The organism is Marinomonas sp. IMCC 4694 (assembly GCF_008122525.1).
In the GTDB taxonomy this organism is placed as follows: Bacteria; Pseudomonadota; Gammaproteobacteria; order Pseudomonadales; family Marinomonadaceae; genus Marinomonas.
This window is the reverse complement of record NZ_VSRV01000001.1, coordinates 2,529,447-2,545,552: the sequence shown is the minus strand read 5'-3', so window position 1 is coordinate 2,545,552 and position 16,106 is coordinate 2,529,447. Positions and strand designations below refer to the sequence as shown.

Annotated in this window: 16 protein-coding genes; 11 read left to right on the top strand and 5 right to left on the bottom strand. The window is 46.5% G+C overall.

The genetic code is table 11. From position 1 onward, the window contains the following. Window positions 1–8: 8 nt before the first annotated feature. The 3 genes from thiB to FXV75_RS11440 are packed head-to-tail and all read left to right on the top strand — an operon-like array spanning window position 9 to window position 3,305. Complete coding sequence (gene thiB, locus FXV75_RS11450) at window positions 9–1,019, top strand: thiamine ABC transporter substrate binding subunit (protein WP_222863131.1); 1,011 nt, start codon at window positions 9–11, stop codon at window positions 1,017–1,019. 11 nt (window positions 1,020–1,030) lie between these two features. Continuing rightward, window positions 1,031–2,623, top strand: a complete 1,593-nt coding sequence (gene thiP / locus FXV75_RS11445; RefSeq protein WP_262368538.1) for a thiamine/thiamine pyrophosphate ABC transporter permease — start codon at window positions 1,031–1,033, stop codon at window positions 2,621–2,623. Next, the gene (locus FXV75_RS11440) at window positions 2,610–3,305 is read left to right on the top strand and encodes an ATP-binding cassette domain-containing protein (protein ID WP_148833518.1); all 696 of its coding nucleotides are present in this window, start codon (window positions 2,610–2,612) and stop codon (window positions 3,303–3,305) included. Before thiP ends, FXV75_RS11440 begins: the two co-directional genes overlap by 14 nt. Window positions 3,306–3,321: 16 nt before the next feature. On the opposite strand, the gene FXV75_RS11435 is transcribed toward FXV75_RS11440, so the two are convergent. From FXV75_RS11435 to FXV75_RS11425, 3 genes are read right to left on the bottom strand one after another with little or no spacing between them, the layout of a single operon-like run. Then, window positions 3,322–4,215 (bottom strand): DMT family transporter, encoded by an 894-nt coding sequence (locus tag FXV75_RS11435; RefSeq protein WP_148833516.1) that lies wholly within the window; start codon window positions 4,213–4,215, stop codon window positions 3,322–3,324. An 8-nt stretch (window positions 4,216–4,223) separates the two neighbouring features. Next, a complete protein-coding gene (locus tag FXV75_RS11430; protein WP_148833514.1) occupies window positions 4,224–5,129 on the bottom strand; it encodes a DMT family transporter in 906 nt (301 codons plus the stop codon). A 45-nt stretch (window positions 5,130–5,174) separates the two neighbouring features. Beyond that, window positions 5,175–5,900, bottom strand: a complete 726-nt coding sequence (locus FXV75_RS11425) for a MipA/OmpV family protein (protein ID WP_148833512.1) — start codon at window positions 5,898–5,900, stop codon at window positions 5,175–5,177. A 288-nt stretch (window positions 5,901–6,188) separates the two neighbouring features. On the opposite strand from FXV75_RS11425, the gene rpsF reads away from it, so the two are divergent. From rpsF to FXV75_RS11395, 6 genes are all read left to right on the top strand, one after another. Continuing rightward, entirely contained in the window at window positions 6,189–6,593 is a 405-nt protein-coding gene (rpsF, locus tag FXV75_RS11420; RefSeq protein WP_148833511.1) for a 30S ribosomal protein S6, read from the top strand. A gap of 23 nt (window positions 6,594–6,616) precedes the next feature. Further along, window positions 6,617–6,847: a 30S ribosomal protein S18 gene (rpsR, locus tag FXV75_RS11415; RefSeq protein ID WP_148833509.1), complete on the top strand. Its 231-nt coding sequence runs from the start codon at window positions 6,617–6,619 to the stop codon at window positions 6,845–6,847. A 21-nt stretch (window positions 6,848–6,868) separates the two neighbouring features. Beyond that, window positions 6,869–7,732, top strand: coding sequence for a hypothetical protein (locus FXV75_RS11410; RefSeq protein ID WP_148833507.1), 864 nt, complete (start codon window positions 6,869–6,871; stop codon window positions 7,730–7,732). Window positions 7,733–7,751: 19 nt separating this feature from the next. Further along, window positions 7,752–8,195 (top strand): 50S ribosomal protein L9, encoded by a 444-nt coding sequence (gene rplI / locus FXV75_RS11405; protein WP_148833505.1) that lies wholly within the window; start codon window positions 7,752–7,754, stop codon window positions 8,193–8,195. A gap of 142 nt (window positions 8,196–8,337) precedes the next feature. Further along, window positions 8,338–9,714 (top strand): replicative DNA helicase, encoded by a 1,377-nt coding sequence (dnaB, locus tag FXV75_RS11400; protein ID WP_148833503.1) that lies wholly within the window; start codon window positions 8,338–8,340, stop codon window positions 9,712–9,714. Window positions 9,715–9,845: 131 nt separating this feature from the next. Then, window positions 9,846–11,408: a methyl-accepting chemotaxis protein gene (locus tag FXV75_RS11395; protein WP_148833501.1), complete on the top strand. Its 1,563-nt coding sequence runs from the start codon at window positions 9,846–9,848 to the stop codon at window positions 11,406–11,408. 231 nt (window positions 11,409–11,639) lie between these two features. Here FXV75_RS11395 and bioA read toward each other — a convergent pair whose 3' ends face one another. Both bioA and FXV75_RS11385 read right to left on the bottom strand, forming a co-directional pair. Further along, window positions 11,640–12,926: an adenosylmethionine--8-amino-7-oxononanoate transaminase gene (bioA, locus tag FXV75_RS11390; RefSeq protein WP_148833499.1), complete on the bottom strand. Its 1,287-nt coding sequence runs from the start codon at window positions 12,924–12,926 to the stop codon at window positions 11,640–11,642. Between the two features lie 123 nt (window positions 12,927–13,049). Beyond that, a complete protein-coding gene (locus tag FXV75_RS11385; RefSeq protein ID WP_148833496.1) occupies window positions 13,050–13,796 on the bottom strand; it encodes a ComF family protein in 747 nt (248 codons plus the stop codon). Window positions 13,797–13,858: 62 nt separating this feature from the next. Here FXV75_RS11385 and bioB point away from each other — a divergent pair, with 62 nt between their 5' ends. Further along, complete coding sequence (bioB, locus tag FXV75_RS11380; RefSeq protein WP_148833494.1) at window positions 13,859–14,914, top strand: biotin synthase BioB; 1,056 nt, start codon at window positions 13,859–13,861, stop codon at window positions 14,912–14,914. Then, window positions 14,898–16,094 (top strand): 8-amino-7-oxononanoate synthase, encoded by a 1,197-nt coding sequence (bioF, locus tag FXV75_RS11375; RefSeq protein ID WP_148833492.1) that lies wholly within the window; start codon window positions 14,898–14,900, stop codon window positions 16,092–16,094. Before bioB ends, bioF begins: the two co-directional genes overlap by 17 nt. Window positions 16,095–16,106: the final 12 nt, after the last annotated feature.

The following is a 16,106-nucleotide window of genomic DNA, read 5'->3' as shown; positions in this document are numbered from 1 at the left end:
GCGACACCTTGACTACTTCTTTTAGCCCTTTTTTTTCTGCCTCGTTGGTCACTTTTGGCATCGCCTTGTCGCCTATTGTGCTGGCGGTCGATACGCTGAACGTATACACCTACGATTCGTTTTCATCCGATTGGGGCCCTGGCCCTAAAATCAAAGCCAATTTTGAACAAGACTGTGATTGTGTAGTGAATTTTGTGGCGCTTGATTCGTCGGTTGGCATTTTGTCCCGTGTGCAATTAGAAGGACAAGCGTCTCAAGCGGATATCTTGTTGGGGTTGGACCTTAACTTAATGGAAGCGGCGAAAAAGACCGGATTGTTAGTCAATCACAGCGTCGATACATCCGCTGTGACGGTACCTGGTGGTTGGTCGGATAAGACTTTTTTGCCATTTGATCAAGGTCATTTTGCGTTTATTTACAACACAGAAACGTTACTCAATCCGCCAACCAGTTTAAAAGATGTCGTGGATAATCAAGATTTACGCGTTATCTATCAAGATCCACGTACTAGCACGCCTGGTTTGGGTTTGTTGTTGTGGATGAAATCCGTCTATGGTGATAACGCGGCGGAGGCTTGGGAGCGTTTAGCGAGTCATACGGTGACGGTAACTAAAGGCTGGTCCGATGCTTATGGTTTGTTTCTGAAAGGCGAGGCTGATGTGGTATTGAGTTACACCACATCGCCGGCGTATCACATGGTAGCGGAAGGCGAAAATAAATACCAAGCTGCGCCAGCCAGTGAAGGCCATTACCCTCAAGTAGAAGTGGCCGCGATGATGAAAAACGCACCAAACGCGGCACTGGCAACGCGTTTTATGCAGTTTATTTTGCAGCCAGGTTTTCAATCGACCATTGCAACGGGTAACTGGATGCTGCCTGTAGTGGCGCTAGATCAAGCTTTACCCGCGGCATTTGACAGTGCATTGGCACCCACCAAAAATCTAGTCTTACCTGCCAAAGACGTTGCACAATATCGTAATCTTTGGGTCAATGAGTGGCTTGAAGCGACCACCCGATAAGGTCACGGAACGTGTTTTTTTTACGCACAATAAGAGGACTGACGCCTGCGCTGTTGGGCGTTGGCGTTTTCTTATTAATAGGAGCCGCCAGTTTGGCGGCTCTTTTGCGTTACAGTGATTTTGCCACTTGGTATGAGTACGTGCAGCAGCCGTACTTGTGGCGAGTGGTGCGTTTTTCGTTGTGGCAAGCGCTGTTAAGTAGTGGCATGAGTTTATTGATTGCGATTCCGGTGGCATCTTGTTTGATGCACCGACGTTTTGTCGGTCGGTCTTTATTGTTGCAGCTGTTTTCGGTCTCTATGGTGGTGCCAACGATTGTGGCGATTTTGGGGCTGGTGGTGGTGTATGGCCGACGCGGTTGGTTGAATCAGCTGTTTGGTGTGGAGGTTCCCTTGTACGGTTTGAGCGGGATTTTACTCGCTCACGTATTTTTTAATATGCCTTTGGCTGTTCGGCTGTTGTTGCAAGGGTATGATTTGATTCCTGCGGGGCAGTGGCGTCAGGCGTCTCAATTAGGTTTTTCGCGCTGGGCCGCGTTTCGATGGATTGAATGGCATTACATTAAAAAAACGTTGCCGGGCGCGTTTGTACTGATTTTTATGCTGTGCTTTTCCAGTTTTGCTGTGGTGTTGAGTTTGGGGGGTGGACCTAAGTCGAGCACCTTAGAAGTCGCCATTTATCAGGCGCTTCGTTTTGAATTTGACCTCAACAAGGCCAGTTTTTTAGCCCTGCTACAAGTACTGATTTGCAGCGCTTTTGCGTTGCTAGTGTATCGAATGGCACCGATCAATCGACAAGACGCCAGTTTGGTGACGGATTCCCATTACCTTGTACGAGATTCTAATTGGGCAAAAGGGGGGGATGCTGTCGCATTGTTGTGTGCTTTTATTCTAGTGATTCCGCCTTTTTTGGCGATTTTTGATCCGATTTTTTCGCCTGTATTTTTAGAAACGGTGCGGTCTTTGGTGTTATGGAACGCGGTATTCGTCTCATTGAAAATCGCTTTGCCAGCGGCTTTCATTAGTGTGTTGCTTGGGGTGTGCTTTGCTGTATTGGCGCGGTTTTGCATGGATCGAGCCTATCTTTCTAAGTTGCCTACCAAGATAGAGCACCTTGGTAACATGATTTTGATGGTGCCAGGGCTGGTGATTGCGACCGGTTTATTTTTGCTTTTGCGGGATTTAGGCTGGGGGTTGCCGTCAAGCTATTGGATTGTGGTGTGGGTGAATGCGGTGATGGCGCTGCCGTTTGTTTTGCGAGCTCTCATGCCGGTGATGTATCAGCAAGAAAAGCGCTTTCGTCATTTGTATGTGAGTTTGGGGGTGCGGTCTTGGGCGCGTTGGCGATTGGAATGGCCACTTATCCGCATGGGTGTCGCGCAAGCTTTGGGGTATGCGCTGTTATTGTCGTTGGGCGACATGGGAGTGATCGCGCTGTTTGGTAGTCAAGGTTTGGTGTCGTTACCTTTGTACTTATTTCAGTTGATCGGCGCGTATCGGCTCGAAGAAGGGGCGTGTGTTGCTGTGGTGTTGATTAGCCTATGTTTGCTGTTGTTTTATGGTTCGACGCGTCTTGTTGGTGGAGGAACTCGTGTTAAACATTGATCTGCAATACGATTGGGATAATTTTCACGCTCGTTACTGTGTGGACATTGCTCCCGGTGTCACCACTTTGTTGGGGGGGAGTGGCGAGGGGAAAAGTACGCTGTTGTCTTTGCTGGGTGGTTTTTTAACTGGGCGAGGAGGGCTGGAATTTCGAGGCGAATCATTGTTGGTTTTACCTGCCTACCAACGTCCTGTTTCTACTTTGTTTCAAAGTGATAATTTATTTCCGCAATTGACCGTCTGGCAAAATGTCGCGATTGGCTTATCACCGTCCCTTAAGTTAACTCGCAAACAGCAAGAGAAAGTGCAGTGGGCGTTAGAAAAAACTCAGCTTGTGGATAAAAAAACGCGTTTTCCACACGCTTTGTCTGGCGGCCAAGCGCAGCGCGTAGCGATTGCCCGTGTTTTGGTTCGTCAAAAACCGATTTTATTGTTGGATGAGCCTTTTAGCGCCCTTGATCCGTCGTTAAGGGAAGAGATGTTGCATTTGGTCAATCAAGTGACGCTGGAATTAGGGTTGACTACGTTGCTGGTGTCGCATTTGCCGCAAGAGGCAAGCCTCGTTGGCGGGCATGTTATTTTGATTGAGCATGGGCAGATTGTTGCACATGAGCCAGTGTCTGTTTTGTCAGGCGAGGATCATGGGCATTTTTCACGTTATCTCGGTGGTGCCAGCAGGTAAGGGATCTCTACGCCGATTAAAAGCCTCTTTTTTGGCGCTTGTTCAGTACGGTTGCCACAAAAATTCCGGTAAAAATCAGCGCGATACCACGGTAATGAAAGCTGAGTAATTGCTCTTCTAAAAACACGACAGACAAGCCAATACTAAACACCGGTAATAAGTGAATAAAATGCCCAGCGGTGGGAGCCCCGAGTTTCTGAATGCCAATGTTCCAGCATAAAAAGGCGCCAATGGACGCAAAAATTCCCATGTAGATAATTGCGGCCCAGTTACTGAAGGTAAACTCTGACAGGGTGCTGGTACCAAAAAGAAAGAAAAGCGGTGCTTGAAAAGCCGTGCCAATTAAAGCGGTACAGGCAAAAAAGCCGAGTAACGACATACCTTTAGGCCGTTTAATAATCATCACCGAGTAAATTGCCCAGCTTACGGCCGCGGCAATAATCCATAGGTCACCGCGAGAAAAGCTAAGGTGTAAAAAAGTATCTAAACTGCCTCGGCTGACAATGGTGACCGCGCCCGCAGTTGATATGATAATGCCAGCATTTTGTAGCCAAGACGTTTTATTGCCCAATAATAACCGCGCGGTAATCAGTATCATCATCGGCATAATGGAATTTAATAGCACGGCGTTGGTGACGGTGGTGGAAGACAGGCCTATGTATAAGAATAGGTTGTAATTACAGATGCCCAGCCAACCAAATAGCATGAGTAAAGGCCAGTTTTTGGCGATGATCTGCTTTTCTAACCAGAGTTTTTTATAGGCAAAAGGCAAGATAAGTAAGCAAGCGAGGCTCCAGCGTAAAAAAGAAATCGAAAATGGGTCAATACCACTGGAGAGTGTCATTCGTCCTAAAATGTAATTGCCAGACCAGAAGAAAATGGGCAGGAGTAAATAAGCAAAAGCTGGCATGATGTGTCCTATAGAGTAGTTTTTTTTGTTCTTTTTGACCAGTTTTGAACAAAAAGCCCAGCAAGAATGAAAGCTAATCCAATGAGTGTGGAGCGTAAAATAGGCTCACCGGCAAACTGCGACAACCAGATAATAGACAGTAGAGGCGACAAGAAAATCAAGTTAGCGACTTGGCTTGCGTTGGTTGTCAATTTCATGGCTCTATTCCAGAGCACAAAGCTGAGCCCCATTTCAAATAACCCAATGTACACCGCACCCCATAGCCCGCCTTGGTCCCAATGGCTTAGTTCGCCCGTGATGGCGGCATAGGTCAACACGATAGGTAAGGCGAAAGCAAAATTGAGCGTGAGGCCAATAATGCTAGGGCGTGTGTCTTTGGTGTTGAGTAGCCAATACATCGCCCAAATAATAGTACTGAAGAGCGCGAATCCGACCCCCGTCACATTAGAAAACTCCAATGTATCGATGTTGCCACGAGTCGATATATACAAAACGCCAAAATAACAGGCCCCCGCCGCGAGGTAATCGGCAGGTTTTAAGCGTTGCTTTAAGATGGGCACGGCCATAAAGCTCAGCATGATCGCCCAAGTGTAATTAATGGCTTGTGCCTCTTGTGCTGGCAAGGTGTTGTAGGCTTGCAACAGAATCAAATAATATAAAAAAGGGTTGATCGCACCCAACAAGAAGGACGCTTTCCAAGAAAGCTTGATCTCACAGAGCAGTGCTTTGCATTCGCCCTTCATCACAATCAGGGATGTTAAAAAAAGTAGCGAAACAATATTGGCCACAAGCAATAACTGCGTTGGCGAAAAGTGCCGCAAAGAAAGAGTGAACGCGGTAGCGACGGTGGACCATAATAAAACCGCACCAAGCCCGTACAGCATGGCTTGAGTGTTGCTAGAAAGCGTATTCATATTGCCAGTTCCTAATCGCTTTATAAGCGTAATCGCGGATGATGATCAAAAAGAAAAATTAATGCCTGCCAAGACTGAGGTAACCCGGTCGTTTTCCGCGATGGGGCTGCTTACTATGTCCTTGTTGTATCGAGTATGGCTCACATTAATAATTAATTGTAAGCGCTCTGAAAAGGGGTAAAAGCCTCTGACGCCATATTTTATATGGGATGTTGACCCTGGTGTGTAAGCCGCTATTGCACCGCCAGTGCTGGTGGATTCGCTTTGAGAGACGCCATACAAATGCTGACTCATATTAGCGTCTACATAGTGGTATGAAATCGTTGGGATGAATTTCCAGTTCCCCGCTGGGATTGGATAACCGACCCCGATTTGCGCAGTAAAGCCATTATGTGCACCGCTGACATCTTGTGCCAACTTGGCTGAGATGGGCCCTAAGCGATAGCTGGCAAAGGCAAGAGCCGCGTCGTCTCTTTCTTCTAGTGCTTGTATGTCTGAATTATCAGAGTCACTTGGATCAAACGCTGCCGGGTCGTAAGACAAACCTATTGCGAAGCTTTGCACAGCGCGTTTTGGCGTTAGGCGGTAGCCAATATCAGGATAGCGAAAGTATAAATGCTCACCTTCATAGCTGATATTTGGAAGCCATTTTGTGCTTGTGTCCACCCCTGAGTAGATGGACTGTGATGTCATGCCAAGCACACCAATAGTGACATCGGCTTGCGCTATAAAGGGGGTGGACAGAAGCAGAAGAGAAAGGGTTTTTTTCATGATGTCCGTATCCGTAAATTATTAGGGGGTAGCCATGGGTCCCGATTCTATTGACTAAAAATGGACCTGTAAAATATTTTATCGACAATGTCATTTGGATGCTGCTGTTTAGCAAGATACCGTTCAATGAATGGCGTTTGTTGAATAGATTGCGGCTTGGACGATTGAATTCGTTTACTTGATGTTCATTCGTGCTATATAATGCGCCTCCCTGTAAATCTATACTCCTTGTCTCAAGGCTTCGTAACAGGGGGAGCGTAGAGACTAGAATCCATAAGGAGAGCTTAAATGCGTCATTATGAAATCGTCTTTCTGGTTCACCCAGATCAAAGCGAACAAGTACCAGCAATGGTAGAGCGTTACACGAATCTTATCACTGAAGATGGTGGTCAAGTTCACCGTCTTGAAGATTGGGGCCGTCGTCAACTAGCTTACCCAATTAACAAAATTCACAAAGCACACTATGTTCTTATGAACATTGAGTGTTCTGATAGTGTTTTGTCTGAATTAAACGACACTTTCCGCTACAACGATGCCATCATTCGTAACTTGGTGATTCGTTGCAAAGATGCGGTGACTGACGTATCTCCTATTAAAGCTTCTGAAGGTCGTGAAGATCGTCGTCCAGCTCCTCAGCGTGAAGAGCGTAATAACGATAATTCTGAAGACGTATCTGAAGAATCTGAAGATTAATTTATTTTTATTAGGAGACACTCATGGCTCGTTTTTTCCGTCGTCGTAAATTCTGCCGCTTTACAGCAGAAGGCGTTAAACAGATCGATTACAAAGATCTAGACACACTAAAAGGTTACATCACTGAAACGGGTAAAATCGTTCCTAGCCGTATTACTGGCACTAAGGCACGTTACCAGCGTCAGCTAGCGACTGCGATCAAACGCGCTCGTTATATTGCTTTACTTCCTTACACTGACAGCCATTTTAATTAATAGGTTGGAAGAAGCACATTTATGAGCGGTTTAGCTAAATGGGTAATGAAAAAACGTCTGAATGCCATTATTGGTGTGATGGTGTTTGGTCTTATCCCTATGATGTTTTGGTTAGCCGCTGCGATCTTAGGATTGGTGGTGCTTCGTCAAGGTGTAAAAGAAGGAATACCGGTATTAGTTTGGGGTTGTTTGCCAGCACTTGTGCTGTGGATAATCCAAGGTGATGCAACGGCACTGATGGTCTTGTTTAATGTGATGTTGTTGGGTTGCTTGCTCAGGTCAACTACATCGTGGAGTTGGGTGTTGTTAGCGGGCAGTTTTCTGGCCGTTTTTAATACTTTGTTTCAACCCATTCTAATGGCAGATGTTTTGGATATGGCGGTAACGTTAGTTCAAAAAGTCTTACTATCTGAAGACGTTGAAAGCCCTGATAGAGAATTAATTTTCAGCCAGGCGGTGGTGGCGATATCCATTTTCCAAGTGGTGATTGCGATTGTATCCTTGTTTTTGGCAAGGAAATGGCAAGCAGGACTCTACAATCCAGGTGGATTACGCACTGAGTTTCATCAGTTAAGATTACCAATAGCGTTTAGTTTGGTTTTGGGTGGAATGGTTCTTATTGGTGAAAGCCTTGGTGGATCCTTTTCTGTGTTTTCCCAAGCGGCAATTCCTGCGTTGGTGTTGCCGGGGCTTGCTCTGATACACGGTGTTCTAGCAAAAAAAGAAATTGGGGTTGTTGGACTGATTGCATTTTATCTTGTGGGGTTCTTTGTACTAAACGTGTACTTTGCAAATATTTTGGTCATGCTTTGCGTGATTGACAGTTTTGTGGATATTCGTTCGAGGATCCGAGGTAAAGCGTCCAACTCAAGTGATAGCGAATGATTAATTAGAGGTGATCGAGATGGAAGTTATTCTACTCGACAAAGTAAACAAGCTAGGCGGTATTGGTGACCTTGCAGTTGTCAAACCAGGTTATGCTCGTAACTTTTTGATTCCGAATAAAAAAGCTGTAATGGCGACTAAAGCTAACTTGGCTAGCTTTGAAGAGCGTCGTGTTGAACTAGAAGCGCAAGCGGCAGAGCGTAAAAACGCTGCAGAAGCTCGTGCTTTGACATTAGAAGGTAAAACTTTCACTATCGCGGCCAACGCAGGTGATGAAGGTAAGCTTTTTGGTTCAATCGGTACTCGTGATATTGCTGATGCTATCTCTGCGCAAGTTGCGGTAGAAAAAGCAGAAATCCGCCTTCCAGAAGGTGCGATTCGTCACACAGGTTCTTTCGAAGTAGACGTTCAGCTTCATTCTGAAGTGGTTGTAACGGTGACTTTGTCTGTAATCGCTGAGTAATTTGCTTTCGCAAATTGCTTAAGAAAGACGCAAGTCTTTCACGCATATGAAAAGGGTATCTTGCTTTGTGAGATGCCCTTTTTTTATTAGCATGATAAGCTAATATTTCTGTGTTTTTATTGTTTTTCTGTGGGTATTTTGCGTGCAACTACATGATTCCGAAGTCGCTTCTATTAAATTGCCGCCTTATTCAATTGAGGCTGAGCGCTCTGTTGTGGGTGGCTTGATGCTCGACCCAGAGGCATGGGAAAAAGTCTCTGAGTTGGTTATCGCGGATGACTTTTATCGTCCTGAGCACAAACTCATCTTTACGGTTATCGCTCGACTTGCCGATGAATCTGAGCCGATCGATGTGGTGACCATTGGTGAGCGATTAGACAAACGCGGTGATTTGGAATCCATCGGTGGAATGGCCTATTTAATTGAGGTAGCGCAAGCCACTCCTAGCGCCTCAAACATAGGCTCTTACGCTGATATTGTTCGTGAGCGATCTATTCTACGTCGTCTCATTTCTACCACAAACGATATTTCTGCCCGTGCTTTTTATCCAGAAGGATTAACCGCGGCGGAAGTATTGGATGAGGCTGAACGAAAAATCTTTCAAATCGCTGAGGGCGGTAGCAAAAAAGGCGGTCCTAGAATTGCGGCTGACATTCTCAGTGCGACGGTGGATAAAATCGATGAGTTGTATCATCAAGATGGTGCGATTACCGGCCTGAGTACGGGGTTTACAGATTTGGATGCCATGACGGCGGGGATGCAGAAATCCGATCTTATCATTGTGGCGGGTCGTCCTTCGATGGGTAAAACCACGTTTGCAATGAATTTGGTAGAAAATGCCACCATGATTAGTGACAAGCCGGTGATTGTGTTCAGTCTGGAAATGCCTTCTGAACAGCTCATGATGCGTATGCTGTCGTCTTTGGGGCGAATTGATCAAACTCGAATGCGTTCGGGTCAATTGGTTCAAGAGGACTGGGACAAGCTGATGTCAGCGGTAAAAATGCTGAAAGATCGTAAGCTTTTTATTGATGATACGGGTGGCATCAGTCCGACCGAGATGCGCTCTCGCGTGCGGCGTATTGTGCGTGAGCATGGTGGTGTTGCTATGATCATGGTCGATTATCTTCAGTTGATGCAGATTCCAGGTTTTACCGAAGGTCGTACTAATGAAATCTCGGAAATTTCACGTTCTCTTAAAGCACTAGCGAAAGAGATGGAGTGCCCCGTTGTTGCTCTGTCTCAGCTTAACCGTAGCTTAGAAAACCGTCCGAACAAGCGTCCGGTAAACTCAGATTTACGTGAATCAGGTGCGATCGAGCAGGATGCGGATGTGATTTCCTTCGTGTATCGCGATGAGGTGTACCATGAAGATACACCTCATAAGGGTATCGCGGAAATTATCATTGGTAAGCAGCGTAACGGTCCAATAGGTACTTGTCGATTGGCCTTTGTTGGTAAATATACGCGTTTTGAAGATCTTGCTCCTGACGCTTACCGAGATTTTGATGACGACTAGTGTTTAATTGGTGTATTTTGTTAATCATAATAACAAGTGCCCTTTGTGACTTATTATTGATTTAAGACATAGGGAATGAAAAGGTGTCACTTTAAAATCGGTGGCATAATAATTAGAATTGAGAGCCGTTTATGCGAAAAATGCCAGTCACCAACAAAGAGAATGATTTCCCAAGCCATTATTCTCTTGTTTCTAGCACGGATGTTAAAGGGCGTATTACTTTTGTCAATGATCACTTTTGTGAAGTGGCAGGCTACAAAAGCGATGCCTTGATAGGAGCGCCACACAACGTAATTCGTCACCCTGATGTACCTTCTGCGGTGTTTGCCGACATGTGGGTGAACCTTAAGCAAGGTAAAAGCTGGATGGGCTTAGTGAAAAACCGTTGTGAAAATGGTGATCATTATTGGGTAAGTGCGCACGTCAGCCCTTTGCTTGATGGAAGTCGTGTTGTGGGTTATGAGTCGGTTCGTCGTAAGGCCACACGGGAAGAAATTCAACATGCGCAATCGGTTTATGATCGCATTAATGCAGGGAAAGCACCGGTGCCTGCAGGCACAAAAATCGCTTCTTATTTAAGTAACGCGTCGTGGCCTCTTTTTGTGTGTTTTGCATTGCTTGCCGTGATGGGGTTGATGTCTAACGTATTGGCGCTACAGGTGGCGGGGCCAATTTTAGCGCTGTCAGGCATGTGGCTTAATTATTATCAGGCCCAATCGCTAAAGCATGTTGTTGAGGGGTTAGCAGACGAGTCTCATAATCCTATTGGTCAATATCTCTATTGCAACGCTGTGGGTATGAAAGCGGCGATCAAGTTTGCCAAAATTCACCAAGATGCCGCAGGCAATACATTTCGTTATCGTTTAAAAGAAGGTGCGCAGCAATTACGTCTTCGCGCATCGAGCGCAAAAGCGAGTGTGACCACAAACTTGGCTAACTTTAATAAACAGCGCCATACTTTTCAGGAAGTGGTCGCTGCAAGCTCGCAATTGTTGTCCAGTGTGACGCATGTTGCAGATCATGTTCATGTGGCGGTGCAAGCGACGCAATCGGTCGGTGACTTGTCTCGCGAGAGCCGTTTGATGGCGCAGCAAACCGGTGAGACGATGCGTGAAGTTTACCAAGATATTTCCGACGCCAAAAAAGTAGTGGCGATCTTGGCAGAACGCAGCGACAGCATCAATGAAGTCGTTAATTCTATCAGTGGCATCGCAGAGCAAACCAATTTATTGGCGTTAAACGCGGCAATAGAGTCTGCTCGAGCGGGTGAAGCGGGTCGTGGTTTTGCGGTAGTGGCCGATGAGGTGCGAGCCTTGGCTATTCGTACGCAAAATGCGACGCAAAGTATTCATAGTATGACCGAAGAGCTAAAGAAGAATACCTTGGATGTGACAAACACCATCGATAAAGGCACCATGGTGGCTCAGGAAGGCGTTGACAGCGTGCACAAAGTCGCACAGAAAATGAGTGATATTGAAGAAGCGATCAAGAAAGTGGTGGAAATGACAGCACAAATTAATGTGTCTTCTGAAGAGCAAGCGGGTGTTGCCCGTGATCTGAATGACAAAATGCAAGAAGTGGATGCCTTGAGTATTAACAGCATTGAACGTGCTGAAAATATTGTTATCAACATCAGTCATATCGAAGAAGAGGCCTACGAACAAGGCAATCTCGCAGAGCGCATGAAACAGTAGGTCTCCAACGAATTAAAGGGCTTTCTAAGCGTTTTGCGTTCATCTCGACAACATGTTTGTCGCGGTCTTTGTGGTCGGATTAGGCGAGACATTAGGCTTAATCCGACAGTGGACATAGGTCTAAACAAGTAGCCTCACCGGGTTTGATTTCGTGCGTGCTCCTAAAATCAACTTATGTATTGTTTTTCCTTGGTTGTGTTGTGCGTTTATTGTGATGGTTTGATTTTATGTCTAAATGGCTTCTTCGCTCACGACTTGGTAAATGGCTTTGCCAAGGAGTTGAATGTGCTCCTGACTTATGATGTAAGGGGGCATCAGATATATCAATTTTCCAAAAGGTCGTACCCATACGCCCAAATCAACGAATTTTGGCTGAATAGTTTGCAAGTCCACCGGTTTTTTCAGTTCAACCACCCCAATTCCTCCCAAGCAGCGCACGTCTTTTACTTGTTCGAGCTGTTGGCACGGCATTAAAGCGTTTTTCATCCATGTTTCCAATTGGGTGATTTTTTCTGGAATATCATAACCGTCTAACAAAGTTAGGCTGGCATTGGCTGCGGCGCAGGCAAGCGGGTTGCCCATAAACGTTGGGCCATGCATAAAAACACCGCCATCGTGGCTAATGCCCAGCGCTACTTTATCATTGGTGAGTGTCGCCGCTAGGGTCATGTAGCCCCCTGTAAGTGCTTTGCCTAGACACAGAATGTCTGGGCAAATAGTCGTGTGGTCGGTGGCGAAGGGTTTGCCCGTTCGACCAAACCCTGTGGCGATTTCATCAAAAATCAACAGAACATCAAACTCGTCGCATAAGACTCGTAGCTGATTTAAATACTCGGGATTATAGAATCGCATGCCGCCTGCATTTTGTACGACAGGTTCGATGATAAATCCGGCAATGCTGTCATGATGTTGTTCAAAGACAGTACGGATTTCATCGAGGTAGTCGGTGTTAATGGGCTCATTAAAGCCAGCGGGCGGCGGCGAAACAAAGAGCTGCTGAATTAAGGCATGGCTGAATAAACTGTGCATTCCGTTGTCGGGGTCGCATACGGACATAGCAGCAAAGGTATCTCCATGATAACCACTTTTGGGGCTGACAAAGAATTGCTTGGTGGGTTTGCCTTGCGTGTTCCAGTATTGAATGGCCATTTTTAAAGCGACTTCAACAGAGACGGAGCCAGAATCGGAAAAGAAAACTCGCTGTAGCATGTTAGGTGTCATCGCAATGAGCTTTTCGGCCAGCTCAATAGCGGGTTTGTGGGTGAATCCACCAAACATCACGTGTGAGAATTGCGTTAATTGCGTTTGAATGGCCTGATTCATGTCTGGGTGATTATAGCCATGAACCACGCTCCACCAAGAAGACATACCATCAATCAGCGTGCGCCCATCGCTGAGGGTGATGCTGCAGCCAGCAGCGCTTTCGACCAAATAATGGGGGCTTGGATGGCTCATGGAAGTATAAGGATGCCAGAGCAATTGTTTGTCTAGTGCGAGGTAGTCATCGGACGTTTTCATGGTGTTAGCTCTTGTTCATTCATGGTATTGCTTTTTGTGTGTTCACGACATAAGCAACGCTACGGTGCTCGGCATACTAAACAATGCGTGCCTGAATGACCAGAATGGGCTTATCGTTATGGTTTAAAATGTTTTGTCGGGCGTGCGGGCAATGACCCAGACATCGACCCGTTCAGCTCCCGCTTGACGCAATAATTGGACGCAATGTTCTATGGTGCTGCCGGTGGTCATAACGTCATCAAATAAGGCAACGTGTTTTGCGATGTTGCCCTTTACTTGATACGCGTTTTTGGGTGTTTTAAGTCGCGCTTTGCGTGTTAGGGAGTGTTGGGCTTGGGTGTGTACGATTTTTTTGAGTGGATTGTGTGCGGGCCATGACGGGCAAGCGCTACCAATTTTAGGTTTTAGGTAGCGGATCAGTTGTCGTGAGAGTGTGCGAGTTTGGCAAAAGCCCCGTTCTTTTATTCGTTTAGGGTGACTGGGGACGTAAATAAGCTGCTCTGGCCAGACTTGTGTGGCGTAGTGTTGTAGTAAGTGTTCACTTAACAAATACGTTAATGGGCGACTGTAGTGATGGCCCTGATGAAATTTAAGCTGGTGAATCAGGGTTTTAACAATGCCTTCAAAGCGATACGGTGCGATGCAGTGCTGGTAGGTTGGCGGTCGCGTTTGGCAATGGCCACAAAGAAGGCCGGTGGTGTGGGTGGGGCGCTTGCATTTCAGGCAATGCTGTACGTTGTCAGCAAAGCCATGTTGACAGTAGTGGCAAAGGGGGGTTTTGCAGAGGAGGTCGCACAAATAACATCGGCTTAAAAATAATCTGTTGTAAACCTGCATTATTTTTTCGGTTGACAGTTTTTTCCAGTCCATTAGTATTGCTCCATTAAACCGATTGAATTGAGGGTGTCATGTCTTTAAGTACGTCAAATGTTATGCCTGTTACAAATGCCGCTGAGCCACGTTTTGACTGGACTCAGGCCGAAGTTAAAGCGCTCTTTGACTTACCTTTTATGGATTTGATGTTCCGTGCTCAAACCGTTCATCGTGAAAATTTTGCCCCGAACCAAGTGCAAGTGAGTACTTTATTGTCGATCAAAACGGGCGCCTGTCCCGAAGATTGCAAATATTGCCCACAAAGTGGTCATTATAATACCGAGCTTGAGAAAGAAAAGCTGATGGAAGTACAAAAAGTGCTGGAAGAGGCCGCGTTGGCGAAAGAAAAAGGCGCGAGTCGATTTTGTATGGGTGCGGCTTGGAAGCATCCTTCCGAGAAAGATTTCCCCTATGTGTTGGAAATGATCAAGGGTGTTAAGTCCCTAGGGCTGGAGTCTTGTGTAACTTTGGGCACTTTGAACGATGAACAAGCGCAGCGTTTATCCGAAGTGGGCTTGGACTATTACAATCACAATCTTGATACCTCGGCGGAATTTTACGACAGCATCATTACAACGCGTACTTATCAAGATCGCTTAGACACCCTGTCAAAAGTGCGCAATTCTGGGATTAAGCTGTGTTGCGGCGGTATTATGGGAATGGGCGAAGAGCAAAAGGATCGCGTTGGCTTATTGCGTCAGTTGTCTCAGATGGCGCCACACCCTGAAAGTGTCCCTATCAATATGCTGGTTAAAGTTGAGGGTACGCCGCTCGAAAATGTAGATGATTTAGACACGTTTGAATTTATTCGCACCATTGCTGTAGCGCGTATTTTGATGCCACAATCCCATGTGCGTTTGTCGGCAGGCCGCCAAGGTATGAATGAGCAAACTCAGGCTTTGTGTTTTATGGCGGGCGCTAATTCAATTTTTTACGGCGAAAAGTTACTTACTACAGGTAATCCCGAAGCCGATAAAGACATGGCTTTGTTTGCCAATCTAGGCATCAAACCCGAACAGCGTGAGGCCCATTCTGATGCCGTGGTCGCTGAAGCCATTGCCGCGCAAGCGGTGAAACAAGCGGAATCTAAGTTATTTTATGAAGCCAGTGTCTAATACGCCAGGCTGGATTGTGGCGGCGCTCCAAGAGCGTCGCCAATTGGACTTAATGCGCCACACTGTCACATTAAACAGCCCTCAAATCCCCCATACTCACATTCAACAGCACGCCTACACCGCTTTTTGTTCGAACGATTATTTGGGGTTGGCGAATCATCCGATACTGATTAAAGCGATGAGTGATACGGCCGCTCAATACGGCGTGGGCGGTGGTTCTTCTCATCTAGTGTGTGGGCATCTCAGTCCTCATCAGGTTCTAGAAGAAGCGCTGGCCGACTGGCTGGGTTATGAGCGTGTCATGTTATTCAGTGCCGGTTATATGGCAAACCTAGGGGTGATTTCTGCACTCGCGGATCGTCACCGTCCTGTTGTGCAAGATAAGTTAAATCATGCGTCTTTAATTGATGGTGCACGGTTAGCGCAAGCGCCGTTGCGGCGCTATTTGCACAATGATGTGCAAAGTGCGGAAAAGTTACTGGTTAAATCATCGGATACCGGGTTGCTGGTCACCGACGGGGTGTTCAGTATGGATGGCGATGTGGCACCGCTTGCGGATTTGTCTTCGTTGGCGGCTCGGCACGATTGGTTATTCATGGTTGATGATGCTCATGGTCTAGGTTGTTTAGGAGAGGATGGGCGTGGGTGTTTATCACTCGAGGGCTTGGATGCACGGCGCCTGCCGATTTTGGTGGGTACTTTCGGTAAGGCTTTTGGTACAGCAGGGGCATTTGTGGCGACTTCCCATGATATTGCCGATTACCTTACGCAGTTTGCCCGGCCTTATGTGTACACCACGTCTATGTCGCCGGCGATGGCAGGCGCGACTTTGGCATCGTTACGATTGATTCAATCAAATGAAGGTCAGGAAAGGCGTGAGCGTTTGGCTCGGCACATTGCGTATTTTCGTCAAAGGGTTCAAGCCCTACCAGTTGAATTGATGGCATCGAATACGGCGATACAGCCCATTGTCGTGGGTGATAGTGCGTCAGCGTTGCGTATGAGTGCCGAATTAAAAGCATTGGGTGTTTGGTGTACTGCGATTCGGCCACCCACCGTTCCGGCTGGTCGAGCACGACTGAGAATTACCTTAAGCGCTGCCCACTCTGAAGCAGATTTAGTGTTATTATGCGATTCACTTGAACAGGTTTTCACCGCGACGTTTTTAAACGCACAGTAATAGAGAGATAGC

Excerpts from the sequence above, each read along its gene's own strand:
- FXV75_RS11430 (WP_148833514.1), bottom strand. The coding sequence starts at position 5,129 with ATGAATACGCTTTCTAGCAACACTCAAGCCATGCTGTACGGGCTTGGT.
- FXV75_RS11410 (WP_148833507.1), top strand. The coding sequence starts at position 6,869 with ATGAGCGGTTTAGCTAAATGGGTAATGAAAAAACGTCTGAATGCCATT.
- rpsF (WP_148833511.1), top strand. The coding sequence starts at position 6,189 with ATGCGTCATTATGAAATCGTCTTTCTGGTTCACCCAGATCAAAGCGAA.
- bioB (WP_148833494.1), top strand. The coding sequence starts at position 13,859 with ATGCCTGTTACAAATGCCGCTGAGCCACGTTTTGACTGGACTCAGGCC.
- FXV75_RS11435 (WP_148833516.1), bottom strand. The coding sequence starts at position 4,215 with ATGCCAGCTTTTGCTTATTTACTCCTGCCCATTTTCTTCTGGTCTGGC.
- bioF (WP_148833492.1), top strand. The coding sequence starts at position 14,898 with ATGAAGCCAGTGTCTAATACGCCAGGCTGGATTGTGGCGGCGCTCCAA.
- FXV75_RS11425 (WP_148833512.1), bottom strand. The coding sequence starts at position 5,900 with ATGAAAAAAACCCTTTCTCTTCTGCTTCTGTCCACCCCCTTTATAGCG.
- rplI (WP_148833505.1), top strand. The coding sequence starts at position 7,752 with ATGGAAGTTATTCTACTCGACAAAGTAAACAAGCTAGGCGGTATTGGT.
- FXV75_RS11385 (WP_148833496.1), bottom strand. The coding sequence starts at position 13,796 with ATGGACTGGAAAAAACTGTCAACCGAAAAAATAATGCAGGTTTACAAC.
- FXV75_RS11395 (WP_148833501.1), top strand. The coding sequence starts at position 9,846 with ATGCGAAAAATGCCAGTCACCAACAAAGAGAATGATTTCCCAAGCCAT.
- bioA (WP_148833499.1), bottom strand. The coding sequence starts at position 12,926 with ATGAAAACGTCCGATGACTACCTCGCACTAGACAAACAATTGCTCTGG.
- rpsR (WP_148833509.1), top strand. The coding sequence starts at position 6,617 with ATGGCTCGTTTTTTCCGTCGTCGTAAATTCTGCCGCTTTACAGCAGAA.